General features: G+C 60.4%; 14 protein-coding genes. 9 read left to right on the forward strand and 5 right to left on the reverse strand.

Translation table 11 applies throughout. The annotated features are described in order from the left end of the window. The 4 genes from I2I05_RS16535 to I2I05_RS16550 form a co-directional block, all read left to right on the forward strand. Nucleotides 1–342: hypothetical protein (locus I2I05_RS16535; protein ID WP_230688380.1), on the forward strand; the 342-nt coding region annotated here is incomplete at its 5' end. 207 nt (nucleotides 343–549) lie between these two features. Then, a complete protein-coding gene (locus I2I05_RS16540; RefSeq protein ID WP_317192365.1) occupies nucleotides 550–1,893 on the forward strand; it encodes an MBOAT family O-acyltransferase in 1,344 nt (447 codons plus the stop codon). 12 nt (nucleotides 1,894–1,905) lie between these two features. Continuing rightward, nucleotides 1,906–3,216 carry an alginate O-acetyltransferase AlgX-related protein gene (locus I2I05_RS16545; RefSeq protein ID WP_196283372.1) on the forward strand — a complete coding sequence of 437 codons (1,311 nt, stop codon included), beginning with the start codon at nucleotides 1,906–1,908 and terminating at the stop codon, nucleotides 3,214–3,216. A 133-nt stretch (nucleotides 3,217–3,349) separates the two neighbouring features. Then, a complete protein-coding gene (locus tag I2I05_RS16550) occupies nucleotides 3,350–4,666 on the forward strand; it encodes an alginate O-acetyltransferase AlgX-related protein (RefSeq protein WP_196283373.1) in 1,317 nt (438 codons plus the stop codon). A 78-nt stretch (nucleotides 4,667–4,744) separates the two neighbouring features. Here the strand turns inward: I2I05_RS16550 and asnS are convergent, their stop codons facing one another. After that, nucleotides 4,745–6,139, reverse strand: a complete 1,395-nt coding sequence (gene asnS, locus I2I05_RS16555) for an asparagine--tRNA ligase (RefSeq protein ID WP_196283374.1) — start codon at nucleotides 6,137–6,139, stop codon at nucleotides 4,745–4,747. A 196-nt stretch (nucleotides 6,140–6,335) separates the two neighbouring features. Between asnS and rpoN the strand changes: the two genes are divergently transcribed. Both rpoN and I2I05_RS16565 read left to right on the forward strand, forming a co-directional pair. Then, the gene (gene rpoN, locus I2I05_RS16560; RefSeq protein WP_196283375.1) at nucleotides 6,336–7,925 is read left to right on the forward strand and encodes an RNA polymerase factor sigma-54; all 1,590 of its coding nucleotides are present in this window, start codon (nucleotides 6,336–6,338) and stop codon (nucleotides 7,923–7,925) included. An 83-nt stretch (nucleotides 7,926–8,008) separates the two neighbouring features. Next, nucleotides 8,009–10,819: a response regulator gene (locus I2I05_RS16565; protein ID WP_196283376.1), complete on the forward strand. Its 2,811-nt coding sequence runs from the start codon at nucleotides 8,009–8,011 to the stop codon at nucleotides 10,817–10,819. A gap of 52 nt (nucleotides 10,820–10,871) precedes the next feature. Here I2I05_RS16565 and I2I05_RS16570 read toward each other — a convergent pair whose 3' ends face one another. Continuing rightward, complete coding sequence (locus I2I05_RS16570; RefSeq protein WP_196283377.1) at nucleotides 10,872–12,887, reverse strand: hypothetical protein; 2,016 nt, start codon at nucleotides 12,885–12,887, stop codon at nucleotides 10,872–10,874. Between the two features lie 272 nt (nucleotides 12,888–13,159). On the opposite strand from I2I05_RS16570, the gene I2I05_RS16575 reads away from it, so the two are divergent. Next, nucleotides 13,160–15,265, forward strand: a complete 2,106-nt coding sequence (locus tag I2I05_RS16575) for an OmpA family protein (RefSeq protein ID WP_196283378.1) — start codon at nucleotides 13,160–13,162, stop codon at nucleotides 15,263–15,265. A gap of 127 nt (nucleotides 15,266–15,392) precedes the next feature. Here the strand turns inward: I2I05_RS16575 and floA are convergent, their stop codons facing one another. The 3 genes from floA to proS form a co-directional block, all read right to left on the reverse strand. Beyond that, on the reverse strand, nucleotides 15,393–16,388 hold the full coding sequence (gene floA / locus I2I05_RS16580; protein ID WP_196283379.1) for a flotillin-like protein FloA: 996 nt from the start codon (nucleotides 16,386–16,388) through the stop codon (nucleotides 15,393–15,395). 91 nt (nucleotides 16,389–16,479) lie between these two features. Then, nucleotides 16,480–16,944: an NfeD family protein gene (locus I2I05_RS16585; RefSeq protein ID WP_196283380.1), complete on the reverse strand. Its 465-nt coding sequence runs from the start codon at nucleotides 16,942–16,944 to the stop codon at nucleotides 16,480–16,482. 110 nt (nucleotides 16,945–17,054) lie between these two features. Further along, nucleotides 17,055–18,530 carry a proline--tRNA ligase gene (proS, locus tag I2I05_RS16590; RefSeq protein WP_196283381.1) on the reverse strand — a complete coding sequence of 492 codons (1,476 nt, stop codon included), beginning with the start codon at nucleotides 18,528–18,530 and terminating at the stop codon, nucleotides 17,055–17,057. Between the two features lie 272 nt (nucleotides 18,531–18,802). Between proS and I2I05_RS22370 the strand changes: the two genes are divergently transcribed. After that, a complete protein-coding gene (locus tag I2I05_RS22370; RefSeq protein ID WP_196283382.1) occupies nucleotides 18,803–20,152 on the forward strand; it encodes a hypothetical protein in 1,350 nt (449 codons plus the stop codon). Nucleotides 20,153–20,229: 77 nt separating this feature from the next. Then, a complete protein-coding gene (locus I2I05_RS16600) occupies nucleotides 20,230–21,795 on the forward strand; it encodes an OmpP1/FadL family transporter (RefSeq protein WP_196283383.1) in 1,566 nt (521 codons plus the stop codon). Nucleotides 21,796–21,821 lie beyond the last annotated feature (26 nt).

Consider the following 21,821-nt stretch of genomic DNA (forward strand, 5'->3'; position numbering starts at 1 on the left):
TTCCACCCCGTGGTCATGGACTACCTCGGCTCCGAGCCCTGGTCGCTCTACACCGCCTACCAGGCCAAGTACGACAAGGCCACGGTGACGGCCCCGAGCTGGGGCCCGGCCCTGCCGGCCGGCAAGCGCTACTACTACATCCCCGAGGTCGACGGCTTCTACGACGTGCCGGCCCGCGAGTACGTGGTCAAGCGCAGCGGCCGCTGGATTCGGGCCACCAGCCTGCAGGGCGCCAACACCACCACCTTCCACCCCGTGGTCATGGACTACCTCGGCTCCGAGCCCTGGTCGCTCTACACCGCCTACCAGGCCAAGTACGACAAACCAACAAGCAGCAAATAAGCCGCTGCCACCAACCACTTTTCAAGACCTGCCCCTTCATCGGGGCAGGTCTTTTTTATGGGTTTAGGCTGGGTTGCGTAGCTTTGAAACTGCCCACTTGCACAGTTCTCACATTCCATGGTTTTTAGCAGTACGCTTTTCCTCTTCTACTTTCTTCCTGGATTTCTGCTCCTTTACTATGCAGTACCGACACGCTTCAAGAATACCGTGGCCTTGTTGGCCAGCCTGGGATTTTATGCTTGGGGCGGGCTGAATTTCCTAGCCCTGTTTCTGGGCTCGGTGTTGATAAACTTTGTACTCATCCGCTTCATGGATGCCACGTCGGAGCGATGGAAGCAGCGCATTTTCTTAATCATCAGCATCCTACTCAACGTAGGAATGCTGTTCTATTTCAAATACGCCAACTTCTTTCTCGACAATGCCAGCGCCCTACGCAGCTACTTTGGCGGGCCGCCGCTCACTTGGGAAAAAGTTGTGTTGCCCATCGGCATTTCATTTTTCACCTTCGAAAAGCTCACCTATACCATCGATGTGTACCGCGGCGTGAACAAGCCACTGAAGTCTTTCGCCGACTTCCTGCTCTACATCATGCTGTTCCCCAAGATGATAGCCGGGCCGATTGTGCGCTTCCACGAGATTGCCGGGCAGCTCACCGACCGCACCGCCTTCGACACCGTGGACCAGAAGTTGGCCGGCTTGTTCCGGTTCGTCATCGGCTTGGCAAAGAAGGTGCTCATCGCCAACGTGTTGGGCGAGCAGGCCGATATAATTTTCGCCACCACTCCAGCTTCACTCGGTCCGGCCACGGCTTGGCTGGGGGCCGTGGCCTACACATTTCAGATTTATTTCGACTTCTCGGGCTACTCCGATATGGCCATTGGCCTGGGCCGGATGATGGGCTTTCAATTTCCCGAAAACTTCAACAACCCCTACATCTCGCGGTCCATCACCGAGTTTTGGCAGCGCTGGCACATCACGCTGGGCCGCTGGATGCGCGATTACCTCTATATTCCGCTGGGCGGCAACCGTGTGAAGCCCAGCCGACTATATATCAACCTCTGGACCGTGTTCATTCTCTCCGGCTTCTGGCACGGCGCCGCCTGGAATTTCATTGCTTGGGGCGCATATCATGGGTTGTTTCTGATTCTGGACCGGCTTTTTCTCCTTAGGATTTCGCAGCGGCTAGGAGCGCTAAGCATCATTCCCACTTTCATCGTCACCGTTATTGGCTGGGTGCTGTTTCGGGCCGAAAGCCTAGCCCAGGCACTGGCTTATCTGCGGGCCATGGTGCCGCAGGCGCCCACGGCCGCCACTTTGCCGGTGCCCTACTTCACGCCGGAATTCTGGACCATACTGGCCCTAGCAGCGGCCATTGCCTTTGTGGCGGCCTGGCCCCGCGCCGAACGGGCCGAGCTGGGCCTGCTGGCTACCTCACACTTCAGCTTCCGCCAAGCCGCAGGCCTGAGCACCGTCACGGCCGTGCTGCTACTGTTGGCCGTGAGCTACGTGGCCGGCAGCTCCTTCAATCCGTTCATCTACTTCCGTTTCTAAGCCTGCGCATTCATGTTGGCCACCAATCAAGAACGAGCAAAGCGGGTGCTGCTATGGCTGCTGCTGCTGATGTTGCTGCTGCCCGCGGTGCAGGCCAAGTTCAGGCTTATCCAATTGGCTCCACTCGAAGGCAACTTTGCCGAACAGGCGCCTCGCGCGGTGCTGAACTGGCAGAAACTGCGCGACAACACCTACCAAACCGACCTGGAACGCTACCTGGAAACCCGTCTTGGCTTCCGTGAAGGGCTAATTCGCCTGCGGAATCAGCTGCGCTTTACCCTATTTAAAGCTTCTAGCTCGCCCTTCATGGTTATTGGGCAACAGGGCGTCATTTTTCAGGATTACCCCATCAAGGCTTATCTGGGGCTGGACACCATCGCCTCTTTACAAATCCGGTTTCGGGTGAAGCAATTCAAGCAAGTACAGCAGGACCTGGCCGCCCGGGGTATCCCACTCCTGTTCATTATGGCACCCAATAAAGCCCGGCACTTGGCACACCTGCTGCCCCCACACTTGCCAACACCCCGGCTCGGACAGTCGAACTATGAGGTTTTTACGGCGGAAATGCGGCAGCAGGGCGTGGCCTTACTCGACCTGAATTCACTATTTAAGGCTTGGGCAGACACCGCCCGCTACCCCCTGTTCTCGTGGGGCGGCACGCACTGGAATGCCGTGGGGGCCGCTCTTTCGGCCGATACCATCACCGGGCGGGTCGAGCACCTGCTGCACACGCCACTGCCGCGCCTACGGGCCATCGGCCTGCCGGTGATAACGGACACTGCTCGGGGAATGGACGCCGACTTAAGCCGCCCGCTGAATATGTTTCAGTCCCTTTCGGCTTATCCGTCAGTGTACCCGCGCCTGGGCCCCGCGCCCGCCCGCCCCGGCGAACGGCGGCCCAATCTGCTGCTGGTTGGTGATAGTTTCAGTTGGGGGCTCATGTTCTTCTCTCCTTTCATTCAGCACTCCTTCGCCCCAGAATCCCGCCTGTGGTACTACAACAGCACTGTTTACCTTCCCGACTCTTTCGAACACAAAGACCCTGCTGGCAGCGAAGTCAAAAAGTTGGACCTGCGCCAGCAGGTGGAAAGCCGGCAAATTGTTCTGGTGCTGGTATCCGAGGGCAACCTCTACTCCCGCGAGTTTGAGCTAACGCCGCGATTGTTCGACCTTTACCATCCGCAAAGTAACGAGGACAAAGAACGGATACGAGAAATCGAGCGAAAATTTGTCAGTCAACAGAGCTGGGAAGCGCAGACCCAACCTGGCTTTGCCGAGCGGATGCACGAGCAAGCCGTGGCCACCTACTACCTTGAGCAATAGACCCTGAGTTGCCCCAAGAGGCCCTGACCACAGCCACATTGCCGATGACTGACTTAACACCGTAGTTTTGAACCATACTGGCTCTGGCAGCCAGCAGTTCGTTCAGTATTTCCGCTTTTAGCACTCCCGCCATATGTCAGCCAATATTCCTTATAAGGGCAAACATGCCTTGCTGGTGGCGCTGCTGCTGATGTTGCTGCTGCCCGCGGTGCAGGCCAAGTTCAAGGTAGTGAAAATGGATGCTCTCGGCGGTTACACCGCCAGCACGGCCCCACACCCAGAGCTGGACTGGGCCGGTCTGCAGAACAACAGCTACCAGACCGACCTGGAGCATTACCTGGAAGCGCGGGTGGGCTTTCGCGAATGGTTTATTCGCCTGCGCAACCAGTTTTCCTACACCTTTCTTAACGTGGCGCGCGCCAACCGTGTGCTTGTAGGCCGCGACAATGTGCTATACGAAGAACGGCCCGTGCTCACGTACCTGGGCCAGGATTTAATGGCTGATTCCGTGGTGCAGCACCACGTCCGGCGCTTTCGGGCGGTGCAGGATACTTTGGCCCGGCGCGGCAAGCTGCTGGTGTTCGTGGTGGCCCCAAGCAAAGCTTCATTCATGCCCGAATACCTGCCCAGCTACTACCGCCAGCAAAAGCCGGGGAAGTCGAACTACCAAGCTTACTCGGCGGCCCTGCGGGCGGCAGGGGTCAATTTTCTGGATTTAAGCCAAGCCTTTCGAGCCTGGAAGGACACCACCTCCCATCCCCTTTTTCCGCGGGGCGGCATTCACTGGAGCAGCTACGGCGCCAAACTGGCCGGCGACACTCTCCTATGCTACGTGGAAAAGCTATATGGACACGAGCTGCGCGACTTCCGTCTGGTACCGGGCGACATCACCCGCGAGCCGCGCGAAAGCGACAACGACATTGCCAAAGCCATGAACCTGATGTGGCCCGCCGCGGCTTACCCCATGGCTTACCCCACGGCCGTGGCGCAGCCCCTGAAGCCCGGCCAACGCCAACCTAACCTGCTGCTCATCGGCGACAGTTTCTGCTGGCCCATTATGTATCCATTTATCAACGAAGCGTTTGACAACAAACAGTCGCGTTTTTGGTACTACAACACCGAGGTTTCCTGGCCCGACGAGCACCCCGAAGGCCGGGCCGTGGGCGCGCTCGACCGCAAGCAGCAGTACCTGAGTCGCGACATCATCATGATACTCTTCACCGAGTACAATATGATTCACCTCGACGGCGGGTTCAGCGACGATGCCTACAACATTTTCACGCCCTACACCCGCGCCGATTCGGCGCGCATCAAGGCGTTTGAAACCCGCATCGCCGCCATTCCGGATTTGGCTGACAAATGGTGGTCCAAATCGGCCGAAACCGGGCTTTCGCTGCAGCAGCTCATTCACCGGCAGGCCGTAGCTCAGTACGATTCCATTCGGCATTAGCCGGCTTGAATCGTTGCCATTACCCCACAAAAAAAGCGGCTCTTCGTTGGGCCGCTTTTTTTGTAATCATTAAGGCGCTTAAAACGCTGCGTTCTTGGGATAGCGCGGGAAGGGAATCACGTCGCGAATGTTGCTCATGCCCGTCACGAACAGCACGAGGCGCTCGAAGCCCAGGCCGAAGCCAGCGTGCGGCGCGGTGCCGAAGCGGCGGGTGTCGAGGTACCAGTCCAGCTCGTCGGTGGGCACGTGCATTTCGGCCATGCGGGTGGTGAGCTTCGTGTAATCCTCCTCGCGCTGCGAGCCGCCGATGATTTCGCCGATGCCGGGAAACAGCACATCCATGGCGCGCACGGTGCGGCCGTCGTCGTCCAGCTTCATGTAGAAAGCCTTGATTTCCTTCGGGTAGTTGGTGAGAATAACGGGCTTCTTGAAGTGCTTCTCCACCAAGTACCGCTCGTGCTCCGACTGCAAGTCGGTGCCCCAATCCACGGGGAATTCAAACTTCTGCTTCGCCGACTTCAGGATTTCCACCGCCTCGGTGTAGGTGAGGCGCTGGAAGGCGTTGTCCACCACGAAATGCAAGCGGCCGAGCAGCTCTTTGTCGTACTGCTCGTTGAGGAAAGCGAGGTCGTCGGCGCAGTGCTCCAGAGCGTATTTCACCAGGCTTTGGAGGAAATCCTCGGCCAAATCCATGTTTTCTTCGAGCTCGTTGAAAGCCACTTCGGGCTCAATCATCCAGAACTCGGCCAGGTGGCGAGCGGTGTTGGAGTTCTCAGCCCGGAAGGTGGGGCCGAAGGTGTAGATGCTGCCCAAGGCCATGGCCGCCAGTTCACCTTCGAGCTGACCCGACACGGTGAGGTTGGTTTGCTTGCCGAAAAAGTCCTCCGAGAAGTCCACCGAGCCGTCGGCGGTGCGGGGCGGGTGCTCGGGCGACAGCGTGGTCACGCGGAACATCTGGCCCGCGCCCTCGGCATCGGAGCCGGTGATGATGGGCGTGTGGACGTAGAAAAAACCGTTTTTGTTGAAGTAGTCGTGAATGGCGAAAGCCAGGGCATGCCGCACACGCAGCACTGCCCCAAACGTGTTGGTGCGGGGGCGCAGGTGGGCGATTTCACGCAAATGCTCCAGCGAGGTGGCTTTCTTTTGCAGCGGGTAGGCTTCCGCATCCGACTTGCCCAGCACCGTGATTTCAGCGGCTTGGATTTCCACGGTTTGTCCCTTGCCTTGCGAGGCGACGAGCTTGCCGCGAATGGCCACGCACGAGCCCGTGGTGACATATTTCAGGTCTTCTTCGGGAAACTTTTCCGCATCAGCCACCACTTGGATATTGTGGATGATAGAACCGTCGTTGACGGCAATGAACTGCACATATTTATTGCCGCGGCGGGTGCGAACCCAGCCTTTGACGAGGACTTCGCGGTCGAGCTCCTGGCTCGACAGAAGCTGCTGCACGGTGGACCGTTTGAGGGACATAACTTGCGGATAACGGATTGTAAGAGGGCAAAGGTAGCCGTAACTCCACCTTTTAATGGGAGAATCGTTGAATAGGAATGGTCGCCGCTGTGGGGACGCCGTTTCAATCAAAAGCCGGAGGTACAGGACCTCAACTTTTCGGGCCAAGTTTTAGTAAAAACGACCGTCGGCCCGCCCTTTTCGTATTTTCGCTCCTATGCAACGCCTCGACCTTAAACAGCTCCTTTCCCAAAAGCTTAGCCCGCAGCAGATTCAGTTTATTAAGCTGCTGCAGATACCTACGGCCGAGCTGGAAACCCGCATCAAAGAAGAGATGGAGGTGAATCCGGCTTTGGAAGAAGACGAAGCCGACGAACCCGAGGAGTTGGAACGCGACGATGACGACAGCGACGACTCGGACGACCCCGATGCAAGCCTCGACAACGACGAAAACACGCTGGACGAAGATTTCGACGACCGCGGCGCCGACCAGGAAATGGCCGACGAAATGCCCGAGCCGGACCTTTTGCCCAAAGACGACGGCCCGGTTGACTCCGAAACGGCCGCCGATAACACTGACCTCGACCTGAGCGACTACCTCAACGACGACGAAATAGCGGGCTACAAGATGCAGGGAGACGGCCCCGGCGAAGAGGAAGAGCGCGACACCCCGCTGGCCGACACCAGCGGCTCGCTCATGGATTCGCTCATGGACCAGCTGCACTTTGCCGATTTGGACGAGCGCCAGGAGGCCATTGGCCAGCAGCTTATCGGCTCGATTGACGGCGACGGCTACATCCGGCGCGACCTTTCGGCCATTGCCAACGACTTGGCTTTCTCGCAAAACCTGGAAGTAACGGTGGCCGAAATAGAAGCCGTACTGCGCGTGGTGCAGGGCTTCGACCCGCCCGGCATTGCCGCCCGCGACCTGCCCGAGTGCCTGCTCCTGCAGCTGGAGCGCCGGCCCCAAGACGAAAACACGGTGAATGCCGAGCGCATCTTGACGGATACGTTTGAGGAGTTCAGCAAGAAACATTACCCTCGCATTCAGCAAAAATTGGATTTGGAGGATGATGAGCTGAAAGAGGCCATCAACGTGATTCTGAAGCTGAACCCCAAGCCCGGCGGCAGCGGCCCCAGCGGCTTGGGCAAAACGCAGTATTTGATGCCCGACTTCATTCTCACGAACGACAACGGCATTTTTAACCTGACCCTGAACGCCCGCAACGCCCCCGAGCTGCGCGTGAGTCCGGCCTACACGGAGATGTTCCGGACCTACGACAAGGCGGCCAAGAAGGACCAGAAAATGAAGGAGGCCGTGACCTTCGTGAAACAGAAGCTGGACTCGGCCAAGTGGTTCATCGACGCCATCCGGCAGCGCCAGAACACGCTGCTGCGCACAATGAACGCCATTGTGGAGCTGCAGCGCGACTTCTTTGCCGAAGGCGACGAGGGCAAGCTCAAGCCCATGATTTTGAAGGACATTGCCCAGCGCATCGGCATGGACATTTCGACCGTGAGCCGAGTGGCCAATTCCAAGTCCATCCAGACCGAATTCGGCATTTATCCGCTCAAGTATTTCTTCTCCGAAGGCATTGCCACCGACTCGGGCGAGGACGCTTCCAGCCGCGAGGTTAAGAGCATTCTGAAAGACCTGATTGGCAACGAGAACAAGGAACGGCCGCTGAGCGACGACAAACTGGAGAAAATGCTCAATGCCCGCGGCTACAACATTGCCCGCCGCACGGTGGCCAAATACCGCGAGCAGCTCAACATTCCGGTGGCTCGTTTGCGCAAGGAATTGTAGCCTCGGCAAGCCGCTACCAGCGGCTTCGCTGCCAGTACAAAGCGGCTGCTTAGGTTCCGCTTATTGTCAAGCATCTTTGTACTGTGAAGAATGCTGACAACAACCTGACCCTACCAACCGACCCGACCGAACTGCGCGCTTTGGTCCTGGCCGAGCGCGCCCGCTGCCAGCAGGCCGAAGCCGATTTAGAAGGGTTTCGCAGCAAGAGCCGCATTCCCGAACTCAACCCCAACCCCATCATGCGGGTGAGTAGCTCCGGCGAATTGTTGTACGCCAACCCGTCGGCGGCCATGTTGGCCGGCGAATTGCGTGCGACAGGTCCTTCGCGCGTGCGGCCGCAGCTCATTCAGGCCGCCGCCCAAACGCTGCGCACGGGCGAACCCCTGGAACGGGAACTACAGGCCAACGGCCAGCATTTCCTACTATTTGCAGTGCCGGTGCCGGAAGAGGATTTTGCCATGCTGTACCTCACCAACGTGACGGCCCGGCGCCAGGCCGAGCAGGAAACATTGGACCAGCGGGCATTTTACGAAACCATTCTGGCCCACCTGCCGGCCGTGGTGACGGTGCTCGACCCCGACCAGCGCTACCGCTACCTCAACCCCTATTCGGAGCCCGATGCGGCGAAACGCCAAGCCCGCGTGGGCCTAAATTTTGCCGAGCACAGCGCCGCCATTGGGCTGCCGCCCGCGCTGGCCGTGCGCCGCCGCCGCTTGTTCGACCGCGCCGTTACCACGCGCCAAGTGGTGAGTTGGGAAGAGCAATGGCCCGCCGCTAATGGCGAAATGGCCACCCATTGGCAGTGCTACTACCAACCGATATTTGGCGCCAGCGGGGTACTGCGCGAAGTAATGTGCTACGGGCTCGACAACACCGTGCGGCGGCAGGCCGAGGCGCGCTCCCGCCAAAGCGACGCGCAGGTGCTGGCCCAACAAACCTTTACCCAACTCGTCCTCGACCTAAACCCCAACCTCATCTGGGTGCGCGATGCCGAAGGCCGCACCGTGTTTGAGAATGCCCAAATGAAGGCTTTCCGGAGCCTGGTGAGCGAAGTGGCCGGTGCCCCGACCATGGAAGCCGCCATGAGCAAGGAGGAACTCAAGGCCTCTACGCGCGCCGACCAGCAAGTGCTCGAAGATGGCCAGGCCCTCACCATTCAGATTTCCATGGTATTGGCCAATGGCGAAGAACGCTGGTTCCAGAGCGTGCGCTGCCCGTTGGTGCTCGCCGACGGCACGGCCCAGGTGCTGGGCGTGAGCACCGACATTACCGAACTCAAAAAAGCCCAACAGGAAGCGGAAGCGTCGGCCACAGCTCGCGAAAACTTCCTGGCCAACATGAGTCACGAAATTCGCACGCCGCTCAACGGGGTGCTGGGGATGACCAGCTTGCTAGCCAAAACCGGCCTCAGCGAGCAGCAGCTCAACTACACCACCATCATTCAGCACTCCGGCCGCCACTTGCTCAACGTGGTGAACGACGTGCTCGACATGGCCAAAATCACTTCCGGCAAGCTGGATTTGGAGCAAGCCGCCTTCAACCTCTGCGATTCGATGGGCCACGCGGCCCAGCCCCTGGTGATGCAGGCGCAGGAGAAAGGCATTCGGGTGGTGGGCACGCTGCTGCGCGACTCCTGCCCACTGCCGTGGGTGCTCGGCGACTCCTACCGCCTGAATCAGATTCTGATTAACCTGCTTTCGAACGCCATCAAGTTCACGCCCGCGGGCGGCACGGTGGCGGTGGGAGGCTATTTCGTGAGCGAAACCGAAGATACCCTCACCACCGAATTCCGCGTAACGGACAGCGGCATTGGCATTGCGGCCGATAAGCTGGAAAGCATCTTTCAGGAATTTACCCAAGCCTACGCCGACACCACGCGGCAGTTTGGCGGCACGGGCTTGGGCCTGAGCATCAGCCGGGCGCTGGTGGCCCAAATGGGCGGCCGCCTCACGGTGCAAAGCCAGCAGGGCCAAGGCAGTTCGTTTTCGTTCGTGACCACGCTGCCCAAAGCCAGCCTCGAAGCGCGCCAGCGCGCCATGGCGCCCAGCGCGCCCATGCAGGAAGCGGCCGTGCGCGGCCGGCGCGTGCTGCTGGTGGAAGACAACCCCGTGAACCGCGAAGTGGCCAAGCTGCTGCTGGAAGGCCACGGCGTACTGGTCGACGAAGCCAACAGTGGCATCGAAGCCTTGGAGCTGTTTGAAGAGCGCCGCTACGATACCATTCTGATGGACATTCAGATGCCGGGCATGAACGGCTTGGAAGCCACTGCGCGTATCCGGGCGCACTACGACGCCGTGCGGGCCGCCACGCCCATCCTGGCCCTCACGGCCAATGCCTTCCGGGCCGATGCCGAGAAATATGCCGCGGCCGGCATGAACGACACCCTGCCCAAGCCCTTCGACGAAGCCGAGCTGCTCAGCAAGCTGGCCGCCTTGATGGCCGGCGCGACGGCGCCCCCGACAGAAGCCGCTCCCGAAACGCCTCGGGCCGCGCCCGAGGCCACACCGGAACCCCAGCCGGAATCCATCGCCGAACCGGCACTGGCCAGCACCGACGAAGCCCCGCCCCTTTTCGACCTGGCCCTGCTACACCAAACTGCCCACGGCAGCACGGTTTTCATGAACCGCATTTTGGCCTCGTTCCACACCAATACCCCCGGCAGCGTGGCCGAGCTGCGCCAGGCGCACCCGGCCGCTGACTGGCCGACTGCGGCCGCGTTGGCGCACAAATTACGGCCCTCGCTGCGCCTCTTGGGAGCCGTACGGATAGCTCCTTGGCTCGAAATCCTGGAAGCTGACGCCTCCACCACTGCGGAGCGGGCTGAAGCGACCCTGGAGCTAGCAGCTGGGCTCGAGGAGCTGCTGGCGGTGCTACCAAAGGAATTGTCGGCATAATTTGCCGGACGTCGCTTGAATTAATGTGTTTGCCAGCCCAGGCTGGCGCCCATTACCGCCGCCCCACGCGCCATTCGGCCGTCAGCTCGAAATACGGCAGCACCCGGCTGGTTTCGCGGGCCAAATCCAGGGCCGTGTAGCTGCTGCCGATGAAGGTACCGGAGCCGGTGGTGTACGTTGAAAACGTGCGTAGCCATTGCAGCCACACGCTCGCCGAAACGTTGAAGCCGGCGGTGGCGCGGCGCTCCACCGCCACTTCGGGACCGTGCTGGCGGGTGACGTTGTGCAGGAAAATAAGCGTCGTGGCCGGGCCCGTGGGGTCGTCCAGCAGCAGGGCTGCCCGGCCGTAGTTGCGCTGCTCCAGCAGGCGGTAGCCCAGGCGCAGGCTGGTGCTGCCGCGCAGGCCGGCCCAGCTCTGGCGCGCCCCCAGCGTGAAGTCGTGGGTGACGCTGGTATCGAGCGGGCTCTCCCGAAACTGGGCCCAGTTGAGCTGGCCCACCCGGTTTTCGCGGCGCACGTAGTCGGCCAGCAGCAGCAGGCGCGGCCGCAGCTGGTAGCTGATACTTTGGGTTTGTTCCAGCACCCGGCTGGCGCGGTTGCGGGCCTGCTCGCTGGCACGGTCGCGCACCTGGTAGCTCACCCACAAGTGGTAGTAGGAACGGATGCTCAGCTTGCCCGGCGCCCAGGTGAAGCCCGGCTCCCAATGCAGCAGCCGGTCGGCGTAGTTTTCCGCGCTCAGGCCCGCCCGGATGAACACCGTTTGGCGGTACTCCCCGGCCACGCCCAGCGTGGTGCGAAAGGCCCCGGCCCAGCGGCCGGTCCAGGTGAGGCGGGCCATGTGCTGGGCTTCGTCGCGGGTTTGCTGGTTGTCTTTGCTGGGCGCATCCACCCGCAGCAACTGGGCCGAGCCCAGCAGCGCCAGGGCGTGGCGGGCCGTGGGCAGCCAGGTGAGCGTGCTTTGCCAGAGCGTGGTTTGCTCGGTGATGTCCTTCACCTGCTCCCGGGCCAGAGCCGTGGCCAGGCGGGCCACGCTCAGGTTGCGCGAGTTGTCGAGGTAGTAGGCCCGGGTTCGTTCGCGGTAGCTGAAGGCTACTGTGGCTTGCAGCTGCGGGCGCGCATAGCGCAATTCCTGGCGCGTATCCAGTTCGCGCTGGCGGTAGCCCACGTCCTGCAGCGTGTCGGCCGCATCGGCTTGCCGCCGGTATAAGAAAGCGCGGGTGGGCAGCAGCACGCTGTTGTCGGAGCGCAGGGTAGTGAAAGCGTTGATGCGGTACGAAGCGCCTGCCTGCGCTGCCACCGTATCGGACTGAATGCGCTGCACCGAGCCCAGCAGGTAGTCTTCGGCGCAGTTGGTGCGGTAACCCAGCCGGCCCTGCACCGTGAGCGGCGCATTGGGCAAAAAGGCCTGTTCGCCGATGGCTTCGGCCACGAGGCGCTGCATGGTGCGCGGCCCCAGCACCGCGCGCGTGCCCAGCACGCGCACGGCCAGCGGCGGCGCAGCAGGGCCATTGGCAAAGTAAATGGCGGCTGCATCGAAGCCATAGGCCACGCCGGCATCGTCGCGGCCGTTGCGGCGGTCGGTGGCCAGACCGCCGAGCACGGTGAGGCGCATTTGGGAAAGCGAGTCGGTGGCGTGGCCGGGGCGCAGGCGGCGCTGGTAGCCCAGCCGGCCCAGCCACAAGCCGCTGCGGGTGCCGTTGGCGCGGCTTTGATCGTAGTGAATCTGCTGGCCCAACTGCCAGTGGTTGGCAGCATCCAGCGTGAAGACGTGGGCGACGTCGGCCCCGTAATCTTCCCGTACAAAAGGCGGCGTGCCCCGCGAGTCGTAAATCATGTCGGTGCCCAGGCGGTAGCGCAGCTGCTGGCGCGGCCCCAACCGCAGGTAGCCGCGCGCGCCCGTGGTTTGCACAAACGTGCTCAGGCCCACGCGCCGGGCCCGCGCCACCAGTAGCAGCGCGGTATCGGCCACAGCCGGCTGCAGGCCACTGAATACCGGGCCAAATGGCGTGGCCCCTACCAGCACCTGGGCCCGCCCCGGCAACCCGCCCAGCAGCAGCAACAGTAGCAATATTCCCGGCTTGCCTGCGCGCCGGCAGTGGAGCGGGCGTGGTGCCAACCTTTTGCCCAAAAGCACCGATAACCACTGAATTATCACGGACTAACGGCTCCGTTTTTGTAAGTTCACAGAGCCACGCCGGGAAGGTAATGCATGAGCCGGTGTGGATTGGGAAATAGTTTTTCGTTAGGTTAGCTGTAAATAAAGCCGCTTGGGCCCGCTACTGTGCTTTTGCAATGGTTAGGGCGTGCCCTGCAGGTTTTGCTTTTTCTGCTATTCGTTCTATGATTAATTCTTTTGTGTTCCGCCTTTTGGCTCTCAGCCCGGTGGTTATGTTGCTACTCGCCGCACCAGCTGCTCAGGCCCAAAGGGTGCTATGGGCAGCCCGCGTGGTAGATGTTTCCTCGCAAAAAGCCGAAGGCAAGGCCGCGTTTGCGCCCTCCCAGGTATTGGGCACGCCCAATGCGTTGCCGCTGGGGCAAATCAGCAACGACGCTTGGATTCCGAAGAAGGAAGGTGCCAACGAATTCATTGAAGTCCGGTTTGCCCGGTCCATTGCAGCCCAGCAAGTAACCATTGTCGAAAACTTCAACCCCGGCTCCATTACCAAGGTCGAGCTGGTGGACACCAAGGGGGCCAAGCACGAGGTGTATTCCAACGCCACGCCAGGCCCCATCCCGGAGCCTTTTCGCACGCTTGAAATCCGGTTTCCGGTGGCCGAATACCGCACCCTGGGCGTGATAGTGCGCATGAACACCGGCAAGGTGGAAGGCGTGAATCAGATTGACGCCATCGGCGTTGCCGACGTGGCTTCCACCATGGTAAAACAGGCATTTGATGCCCCCAAAGGCGCCGATGCGGTGCTGTCCACGCAGTTCGACTCGTCGCTGGTGAACTTGGGGCCGAACGTGAACACGCGCTACGTGGACACGCACCCGGTTATTTCGCCCGACGGCCGCACGCTCTACTTTGCCCGGCAAAACCACCCCGGCAACGTGGGCGGCGTGCGCGACCCGCAGGACATTTGGATTTCCCGCCTCGTTTCGGGCAAGAACAAAACCTGGGGCCCGGCCCGCAACATGGCCGAGCCCAGCAACACCCCCGAAGACCCCAACGGTCTGGCGTCGGTATCGGCCAACGGCCAGTCGGCGCTACTCATCGGCGTGTACGAAGACGGCCTGATGCAGCCCAAAGGTTTCAGCATGAGCCGCCGCTCGGCCATTGGCTGGAGCAAACCTCAAAAAGTGCAGATTGACGACTACTACAATAAAGACCCCGAGCACATTGATGCCTGCCTGGCCACTTCGGGCAAGGCCCTGCTCATGGCCGTGGAGCGCAACGACGGCATCGGTAGTCAGGACATTTACGTCAGCTTTCCGAAGCCCGACAAGCTGCCGGGCGCCATGGCCGACCCCAAAAAACAGGTGGAGTGGACCAAACCGCTGAACCTGGGCCGGAACGTAAATACCGACAAAGCCGATTTTGCGCCCTTCCTCGCCGCCGACGAGAAGACTTTGTACTTTGCTAGCGAAGGCCGCGGGGGCTACGGCAAGTCTGACATTTTCTACTGCAAACGCCTCGACGACACTTGGACCAACTGGAGCCCGCCCCGCAACCTTGGCCCCGTGGTGAACTCGCCCGACTTTGATGCCTACTACACCGTATCGGCGGCCGGCCAGGATGCCTACCTTGTGTCGTCGCGCAATGGCACGGATGGCTCCAAGGACATCTTCCGCATCTCGTTGGCTCCCGCCTTCCAGCCCGAAGTGGTGACGCTGGTAACCGGCCGCGTGCTGGATGTGAACACCAAAAAGCCCATCCGGGCCATTATTCACTACGAAAACCTGCTCACGGGTGAGGAAATCGGCGTGACCGAAACCGACCCGCGCGACGGTTCTTACACCATTGTGCTGCCCAGCGGCGTGCAGTACGGCTACCGCGCCGAAGCCGTCGGCTACATCGCCGAAAACGCCAACCTCGACGTGACGGCCAAGGAGAAATACTCCGAGCAGAAGGAAGACCTGTTCCTCGTGCCCTTCAACGTGGGCCAGACCGTGAAGCTGAACAACATCTTCTTCCAGCAGAGCAAGTACTACCTGAACACCAATTCTTACCCTGAGCTGGCGCGCCTCATCCGCATCATGAAAGAGTATCCTTCGTTGGAAATTAAAATTTCCGGCCACACCGACAACCAGGGCGACCCCGCCCTGAACCTCAAGCTGAGCCAGGACCGGGTGAACGAGGTGAAGAAATACCTCAGCAGCCACGGCATCAACGGCGGCCGCATCACCACCGAAGGCTTCGGCGGCAGCAAGCCCATCGCCAGCAACGACCAGGAAGAAACCCGCTCCAAAAACCGGCGCGTGGAGTTCACCATCACGAAAAAATAACCGACACCACAACCCGTGCGGCGGCTGATTGGCCCACCTTAACACTCAACAAAAAAGCCCCTTGCATGCAGCAAGGGGCTTTTTTGTTGTTGGCTCGACGGGGCATCCTGCCAGTAAAAGACAGTAATCAGGGCGTGATATTGCTGGAGCCGGGCTTCACGTTGCCGCTGCCGCCGGGGTTGGCAATGGAATCACGCATGTCGGTATCGGCCTGCACGTTGCGCATTTTGTAATAATCCATCACGCCCAGATTGCCGCTGCGGAAGGCGTCGGCGATGGCCTTGGGGATTTCGGCTTCGGCTTCTACCACGCGGGCCTTAGCTTCCTGGGTTTTGGCGCGGTTTTCCTGCTCCACGGCCACGGCCATGGCGCGGCGCTCTTCGGCACGGGCTTCAGCCACGCGTAAGTCGGCGGCGGCTTGGTCCATTTGCAGCTTGGCGCCGATGTTCTCTCCGATGTCGACGTCGGCGATGTCGATGGATAGAATCTCGAAGGCCGTGCCCGCATCCAAGCCTTTGGAGAGCACGAGTTTGGAAATCTTATCGGGGTTTTCCAGCACCTCTTTGTGCGACTTCGAGGAGCCGATGCTCGTCACGATGCCCTCGCCCACCCGGGCCAAGATGGTTTCTTCGCCGGCTCCACCCACGAGTTGGGCAATGTTGGCCCGCACCGTAACGCGGGCAATAACGATGAGTTGAATGCCGTCCTGCGACACGGCCGCCACGTTGGGCGTGTTAATCACCTTGGGGTTCACGCTGGTGGTGACGGCCTCGAACACGTTTCGGCCCGCCAAGTCGATGGCGGTGGCTTGCTTAAACGTGAGGGGAATGTTGGCCTTATCGGCCGAAATCAGCGCTTTGATGACGCTGGGCACATTGCCGCCGGCCAAGAAGTGGGTCTCCAAGTCGTTGGCCGTGAGTTGTAAGCCGGCTTTGGTGGAAGTAATCAGCGAATTGACAATCAGGGACGGCGGCACCTTCCGGACGCGCATGAAAGCCAGCTGAAACAAGCTTACCCGTACTCCCGAGAAAATAGCCGTGACCCACAGGCTAATGGGGAAAAAATACAGGAACACCAGCAGCACAACCGCTGCAACGGCTACAGGGAATATAGGAAAATTCATGCCGTAAGGTAATGAGGAATTCTGCACTGCATCGAGCACATACCAACTTGTACCACCCTTCTTGTAATCAGAAACCCATGGTGCAGCGCCTCTATGCAGCCGCCACCACAATGCGGTTTTGCTCGATGGCCAGCACGCGCACGTCGCTGCCCGCGGCCACAAACTCGCCCCGCGTAACCACTTCCCGCCGCTCGGCGCCAAAAAGCACGGTGCCCGCCGGCCGCAGCGCCGATAACGTGCGGCCCAAGGTACCGGGCGGCATGTCGGCGCGCCGCACATCGTCCACGGAGGCGTTGTTGACGCTGGTCAGGGCCACCCGCGACAGGTTTTTGGGCCGCAACCCCACGTAGACAATCAACCCGGCCACCAGCGCCACGGTCACCAGCGCGTAGTGGCCCAGGGGCGTGCCCAAGTCGCGGTAGCCCATCCAGATGCCCACCGCCAGCAGCACAAACCCGACCAGGCCCACCACCGTGGTGCCGGGAATAAAAATCACCTCCGCTGCCAGAAACAGCAGTCCAAACAAGAGCAGCATCGCAATAGAAAGCCAGGGCATGGTCGGAAGGATTTAGGGGAAACGGTACGGAAATATACTACGGCAAGAAAGCAAAACGTCATGCTTCGACTCGCGCAGCATGACGTTTTGCCTCCATTCAGAAACGATTATCAATACGCTCGGGCGAAGTAGGCGCGGCGGACGCTGGGCTGGCCCGTCACCATGCAAACACCGTCCTCGTCGGGCTCGTTCAGGGCTAGGCAGCGCACGGTGGCTTTGGTTTCGGTCTTGATGCGCTCCTCGGTTTCGGAGGTGCCGTCGTAGTGCGCCAGCACGAAACCAGCTTCGTTGTCCAGTACCCGCTTGAACTCGTCGTAACTGTCGACGCGGGTGGTGTGGGTTTCGCGGAATTTCTTGGCTTTCTGGTAAATATTCACCTGAATATCATTGAGCAGTTGGTCCACACTGGCCACAATGTCGGCTAGCGGCAGGCTCATTTTCTCCTTGGTGTCGCGGCGGGCTACCTCCACGGTCCCGGCGTCCAGGTCGCGGGCGCCGATGGCTAAGCGCACGGGCACGCCCTTCATTTCCCACTCGGCAAACTTGAAGCCGGGCCGCTCGGTGTCGCGGCTGTCCACCTTCACCGCAATGCCGCGGGCAATGAAACCCTGCTGAATGGGCCGAATGCGCTCCAACAGCGCGTCGAGCTCACCCGACTTATAAATCGGCACGATGACCACTTGGATTGGCGCCAATTTGGGCGGTAGCACTAGGCCTTCGTCGTCGGAATGCGCCATCACGAGGGCGCCCATCAGGCGGGTGCTCACGCCCCAGCTGGTGCCCCACACGTGCTCCAGGCCACCTTCTTTGGTAGCGAAGGTGACGTCGAACGCCTTGGCGAAGTTCTGGCCCAGGAAGTGGCTGGTGCCGGCTTGCAGTGCCTTGCCGTCCTGCATCAGTGCTTCAATGCAATAGGTGTCTTCGGCACCGGCGAACCGCTCGTTGGGCGTTTTCACGCCTTTTACCACGGGCAGGGCCATGTGCTCTTCGGCAAATTCGGCGTACACGTCGAGCATCTGGCGGGTTTCGGCCACGGCCTCCTCGGCGGTGGCGTGGGCGGTGTGGCCCTCCTGCCACAGAAACTCGGCGGTGCGCAGAAACAGACGGGTGCGCATTTCCCAGCGCACCACGTTGGCCCACTGGTTAATGAGCAGCGGCAGGTCGCGGTAGCTCTGCACCCAGTTTTTGTAAGTACTCCAGATGATGGCCTCTGAGGTAGGGCGCACAATGAGTTCTTCTTCCAGTTTGGCGTTGGGGTCCACGCGCAACTTGCCGGGGTTGTCGGGGTCGGTTTGCAGGCGGTAGTGCGTTACCACGGCGCACTCCTTGGCGAAGCCTTCGGCGTTTTTTTCCTCGGCTTCGAACAAGCTTTTGGGTACGAAGAGCGGGAAGTAGGCGTTTTCGTGGCCGGTGCGCTTGAACATATCGTCGAGTTGGCGCTGCATTTTTTCCCAAATGGCGTAGCCATAGGGCTTGATAACCATGCAGCCGCGCACGGCCGAGTTTTCGGCCAGCCCGGCACGCTTCACTAACTCATTGTACCAAAGCGAATAATCTTCTTGGCGGGTAGGCAACTTTTTGCTCATGGGAGGCATCTAAGATTTAATTGAAAAAGTTCCTAATTCTGGTATAAGATTTGAACTGAACCAGGGGCACCGTTTCGGGGTCAAATTACGTTATTAATGTGCGGACCTCGTATCAGGCATCCATGCTCACTTTGGCGGCATTGCCCCGGCTTTTGCAACTTTCCTTTGGGTTGCAGATTACGAAGCTACCGTTGAGTATTAGTTCTTTCGCCTGCTTCCGTCGTTTGCGTCGTTACTTTACCGTAAGCCTGTCCATTATACATTTTTCAGCCATGAAAAACCTACTCACCGCCATTCTGCCTGCCTTGGCCTTGCTCGCGCTGGGTGGTTGTGCGAGCACCTCGGGGCTCGCAACGTCGGAAGACGACGGCGTTTATTATTCTTCCCAAGACCGCACCACGGCCGTTGTTCGTCAGGCCCAGCCCTCGGCGACCTCTGCGCCGGCCCGCACCGAGGAGGCAACCGAGGAGGCCACCAACCCGGACTACAACGGCAACACCGCCAGCTCCTCGACCCGCCAAAACAGCGGGTCGGATGAGTACTACGACAATACCTATACCTACATGCAGGGCCTGCCCAACTACGGCCCTGGTGTTAGCTATTACACACCCTACAGCCCCTATACCAACCTTAACTACGCTGGCGCCTGGGGCATCGGGGCCTGTGGTTTTTCGCCTTATGGTATCTGCGACCCCTTCTACAGTTCATTCTACAGCCCGTTTTACGGGTACGGCTCGGGCCTGAGCATCAGCTTTGGCTTTGGGCGGCCCTGGGGCTACGGTGGTTACGGCTACGGCCGTCCGTTTGGCCGCGGCTACGGTGCCGGTTTTTACGACCCTTATTTCTACGGTGGCCCCATGTATGGTGGGTATTACGGCCGGGGCGGCGGCTACTATGGTGGTGGCTACTACGGCAGCAATTTTGGCTACGGCAACCGCTACAACGGCAACGAGAACGTGCGCAGCAACCGCACCTACGGCCACCGCAACAACCGCGCTTCGGATGCGCGGTACTCGTCGGGAGTTAGGCCGTCGGGCACGAGCGGCAACACCAGCGGCGGAGCAACCCCGGGCCGCGCCCGCACCGAAGAAGCCCGGGCGCCCCAGCCCGCGCCCAACGAACAAGGCCGGGTACGGTCCGAAACCGTTACCGCAAATCCTTCGGGCGATACGCGCACGCGTTCCGAGTATAACCAAACCCGCCGCCGCAACGAGCCCGTGTACCGCGACATGAGCCAGCAGCCCGAGGGTGCGGGCCGCGTGGTGCGCGAGGAAACCGGTGGCCGGCAGCGGGCTACCGAAGTACTGCCCGAGCGCAGCCAGGCACAACCAGCCCCGGCCCCGCAGCCGCAGGAAGTTCAGCGGCGCCGCGAAGGCTTTTCCCAGAGCCCCGCGGCAAGTCCAGCACCAGCCAACACGCGCGCTCAAACGCCAGAGCAGCCCGCCCGCCAGCGCCGCACTACCTATGAGCAGCCCCGTCCGCAGCGGACGTACGAGCAACCCCGTCAGGAAACCTACCAGCAGCCCTCAAGCCAGCCATCGTACTCACCGCCCTCCAATAGCGGTGGCAACAATGGCGGCAGCAGCAGTGGCCGTTCCGGTGGCCGGGGCCGAGTGAACTAGGTACGGCACCGGTGTTTCTGCAAAAAATTTACCCAAGCGAGCCGGCCACACGGCCGGCTCCTTTTCTTCCTACCCCCATGAAAAAACGGATTATCTGGCTTAGCCTGGCCCTTGTAGCAGGGCAGGCCGGCCACGCCTTTGCCCAAGGTCCGGCCGATGCGCTGCGCTACTCTCGCCTTCAGTTTGGGGGGCCCGCCCGCACGCTGGGCATTGGAGGGGCCAACGTAGCCCTCGGTGCCGACTTTGGCAACCTCACCAGCAACCCCGCGGGCCTGGGCATGTACCAAAAGTCGGAGCTGCATTTCACGCCCGGCATTGGCTTTGGGCAAAGCAATGCCAGCATTGATGGCAGTTCTTCGGGAGCACAGGAGGCTACTAAAAACAGCTTTCACATCGCCAGCGGCGGCTTGGTGTTCACCACCCGGCGCCCCGATGACGACCAGACTACTAACTGGCGGGCCGGGTCCTTCGCCCTGGGCTTTACCCGACTAGCCGACTTTAATACCGCCTCCAGCTACCAGGGGACGATAAACAATAATCAATCGTTTCTGTCGCGCCTGCAGCCGGAAGCCGGGGCGCGAGGACAGGCCTTCTTCGATGACCTCGACGGTCAATTCGATGCCAACGATTACGAAACGAACCTGGGCCTGGCCTATGGCGCGTACCTGGCCGACATTGTGCGCGGACGAAATGGTCTCGATTCGGCAGTGGTGTTGCGGCGGCAGGGCAGCGTGCTGAACCAAGGCGAAACGGTTACCAATTCGGGTTCCGTATCCCAATTCGACCTGGGATACGGCGCTAGCTACCGCGACCGGCTATACATCGGCGGCGCCTTGGGCATCGTCAATTCCAAGTACACCGAAGTTCGTGTACTGACCGAAACCGATGATGACCCCAATACCTACTTCAACGGACTGCGCAGCCGCTCCGAGTTGACGACGCGGGGCACGGGCATCAATGCGCGGCTGGGCTTGATTTATAGGGCTACCGACAAGGTGCGCGTGGGGGCATCGGTGCAAACGCCAACGTTTACGCGGCTGAACGATACTTACAATGAAAACCTGACCTCGGATTTTAGTGGCCAGGGCACTGACCGCGTGCCGGTGGACCTACCCGTGGGCGAAACCACAGTAAATTTCCCGTCCAATGACTACGCCTACACACTTACATCTCCTTTTCGGGCCAATGGCGGGGTAGCGGTTACGTTGGGCAAGTATGGCTTTGTGACGGGCGACGTGGAATACGTGAATTACGGCCAAGCCCGCTTGCGCAACGACTCGGAGGATGTCAACGGCGACGATTATTCCTTCAGTGCGGAAAACAGCGAGATTCAAGCCCGCTACCAAAGCGCCGTCAACCTGCGGGTTGGAGGAGAAGCACGCTTCGATATTTTCCGGGCGCGGCTGGGCTTTGCCCGCTACGGCGACCCGTATAATGAAGATGCCGAACTGGGACGCGCGCAGAATTATTACACCGGCGGGCTAGGCATCCGCCAAGGCAACTTCTTCCTCGACGCGGCGGCCGTTTACACCACCTTTAACCAGGCCTACACGCCTTACTCGCTGCCGAACAACTTGCAGCCGTACATTAAGGTAGACAACAACCGTTTTACGACCAGTGTCACAGCCGGCATCACATTCTAACCGATGCTTTTGAAATACTAAAAGGC

The organism is Hymenobacter jeongseonensis, from assembly GCF_015694725.1.
GTDB classification, from domain to species: domain Bacteria; phylum Bacteroidota; class Bacteroidia; order Cytophagales; family Hymenobacteraceae; genus Hymenobacter; species Hymenobacter jeongseonensis.

Excerpts from the sequence above, each read along its gene's own strand:
- I2I05_RS16545 (WP_196283372.1), top strand. The coding sequence starts at position 1,906 with ATGTTGGCCACCAATCAAGAACGAGCAAAGCGGGTGCTGCTATGGCTG.
- I2I05_RS16550 (WP_196283373.1), top strand. The coding sequence starts at position 3,350 with ATGTCAGCCAATATTCCTTATAAGGGCAAACATGCCTTGCTGGTGGCG.
- asnS (WP_196283374.1), bottom strand. The coding sequence starts at position 6,139 with ATGTCCCTCAAACGGTCCACCGTGCAGCAGCTTCTGTCGAGCCAGGAG.
- rpoN (WP_196283375.1), top strand. The coding sequence starts at position 6,336 with ATGCAACGCCTCGACCTTAAACAGCTCCTTTCCCAAAAGCTTAGCCCG.
- I2I05_RS16575 (WP_196283378.1), top strand. The coding sequence starts at position 13,160 with ATGATTAATTCTTTTGTGTTCCGCCTTTTGGCTCTCAGCCCGGTGGTT.
- floA (WP_196283379.1), bottom strand. The coding sequence starts at position 16,388 with ATGAATTTTCCTATATTCCCTGTAGCCGTTGCAGCGGTTGTGCTGCTG.
- I2I05_RS16585 (WP_196283380.1), bottom strand. The coding sequence starts at position 16,944 with ATGCCCTGGCTTTCTATTGCGATGCTGCTCTTGTTTGGACTGCTGTTT.
- proS (WP_196283381.1), bottom strand. The coding sequence starts at position 18,530 with ATGAGCAAAAAGTTGCCTACCCGCCAAGAAGATTATTCGCTTTGGTAC.
- I2I05_RS22370 (WP_196283382.1), top strand. The coding sequence starts at position 18,803 with ATGAAAAACCTACTCACCGCCATTCTGCCTGCCTTGGCCTTGCTCGCG.
- I2I05_RS16600 (WP_196283383.1), top strand. The coding sequence starts at position 20,230 with ATGAAAAAACGGATTATCTGGCTTAGCCTGGCCCTTGTAGCAGGGCAG.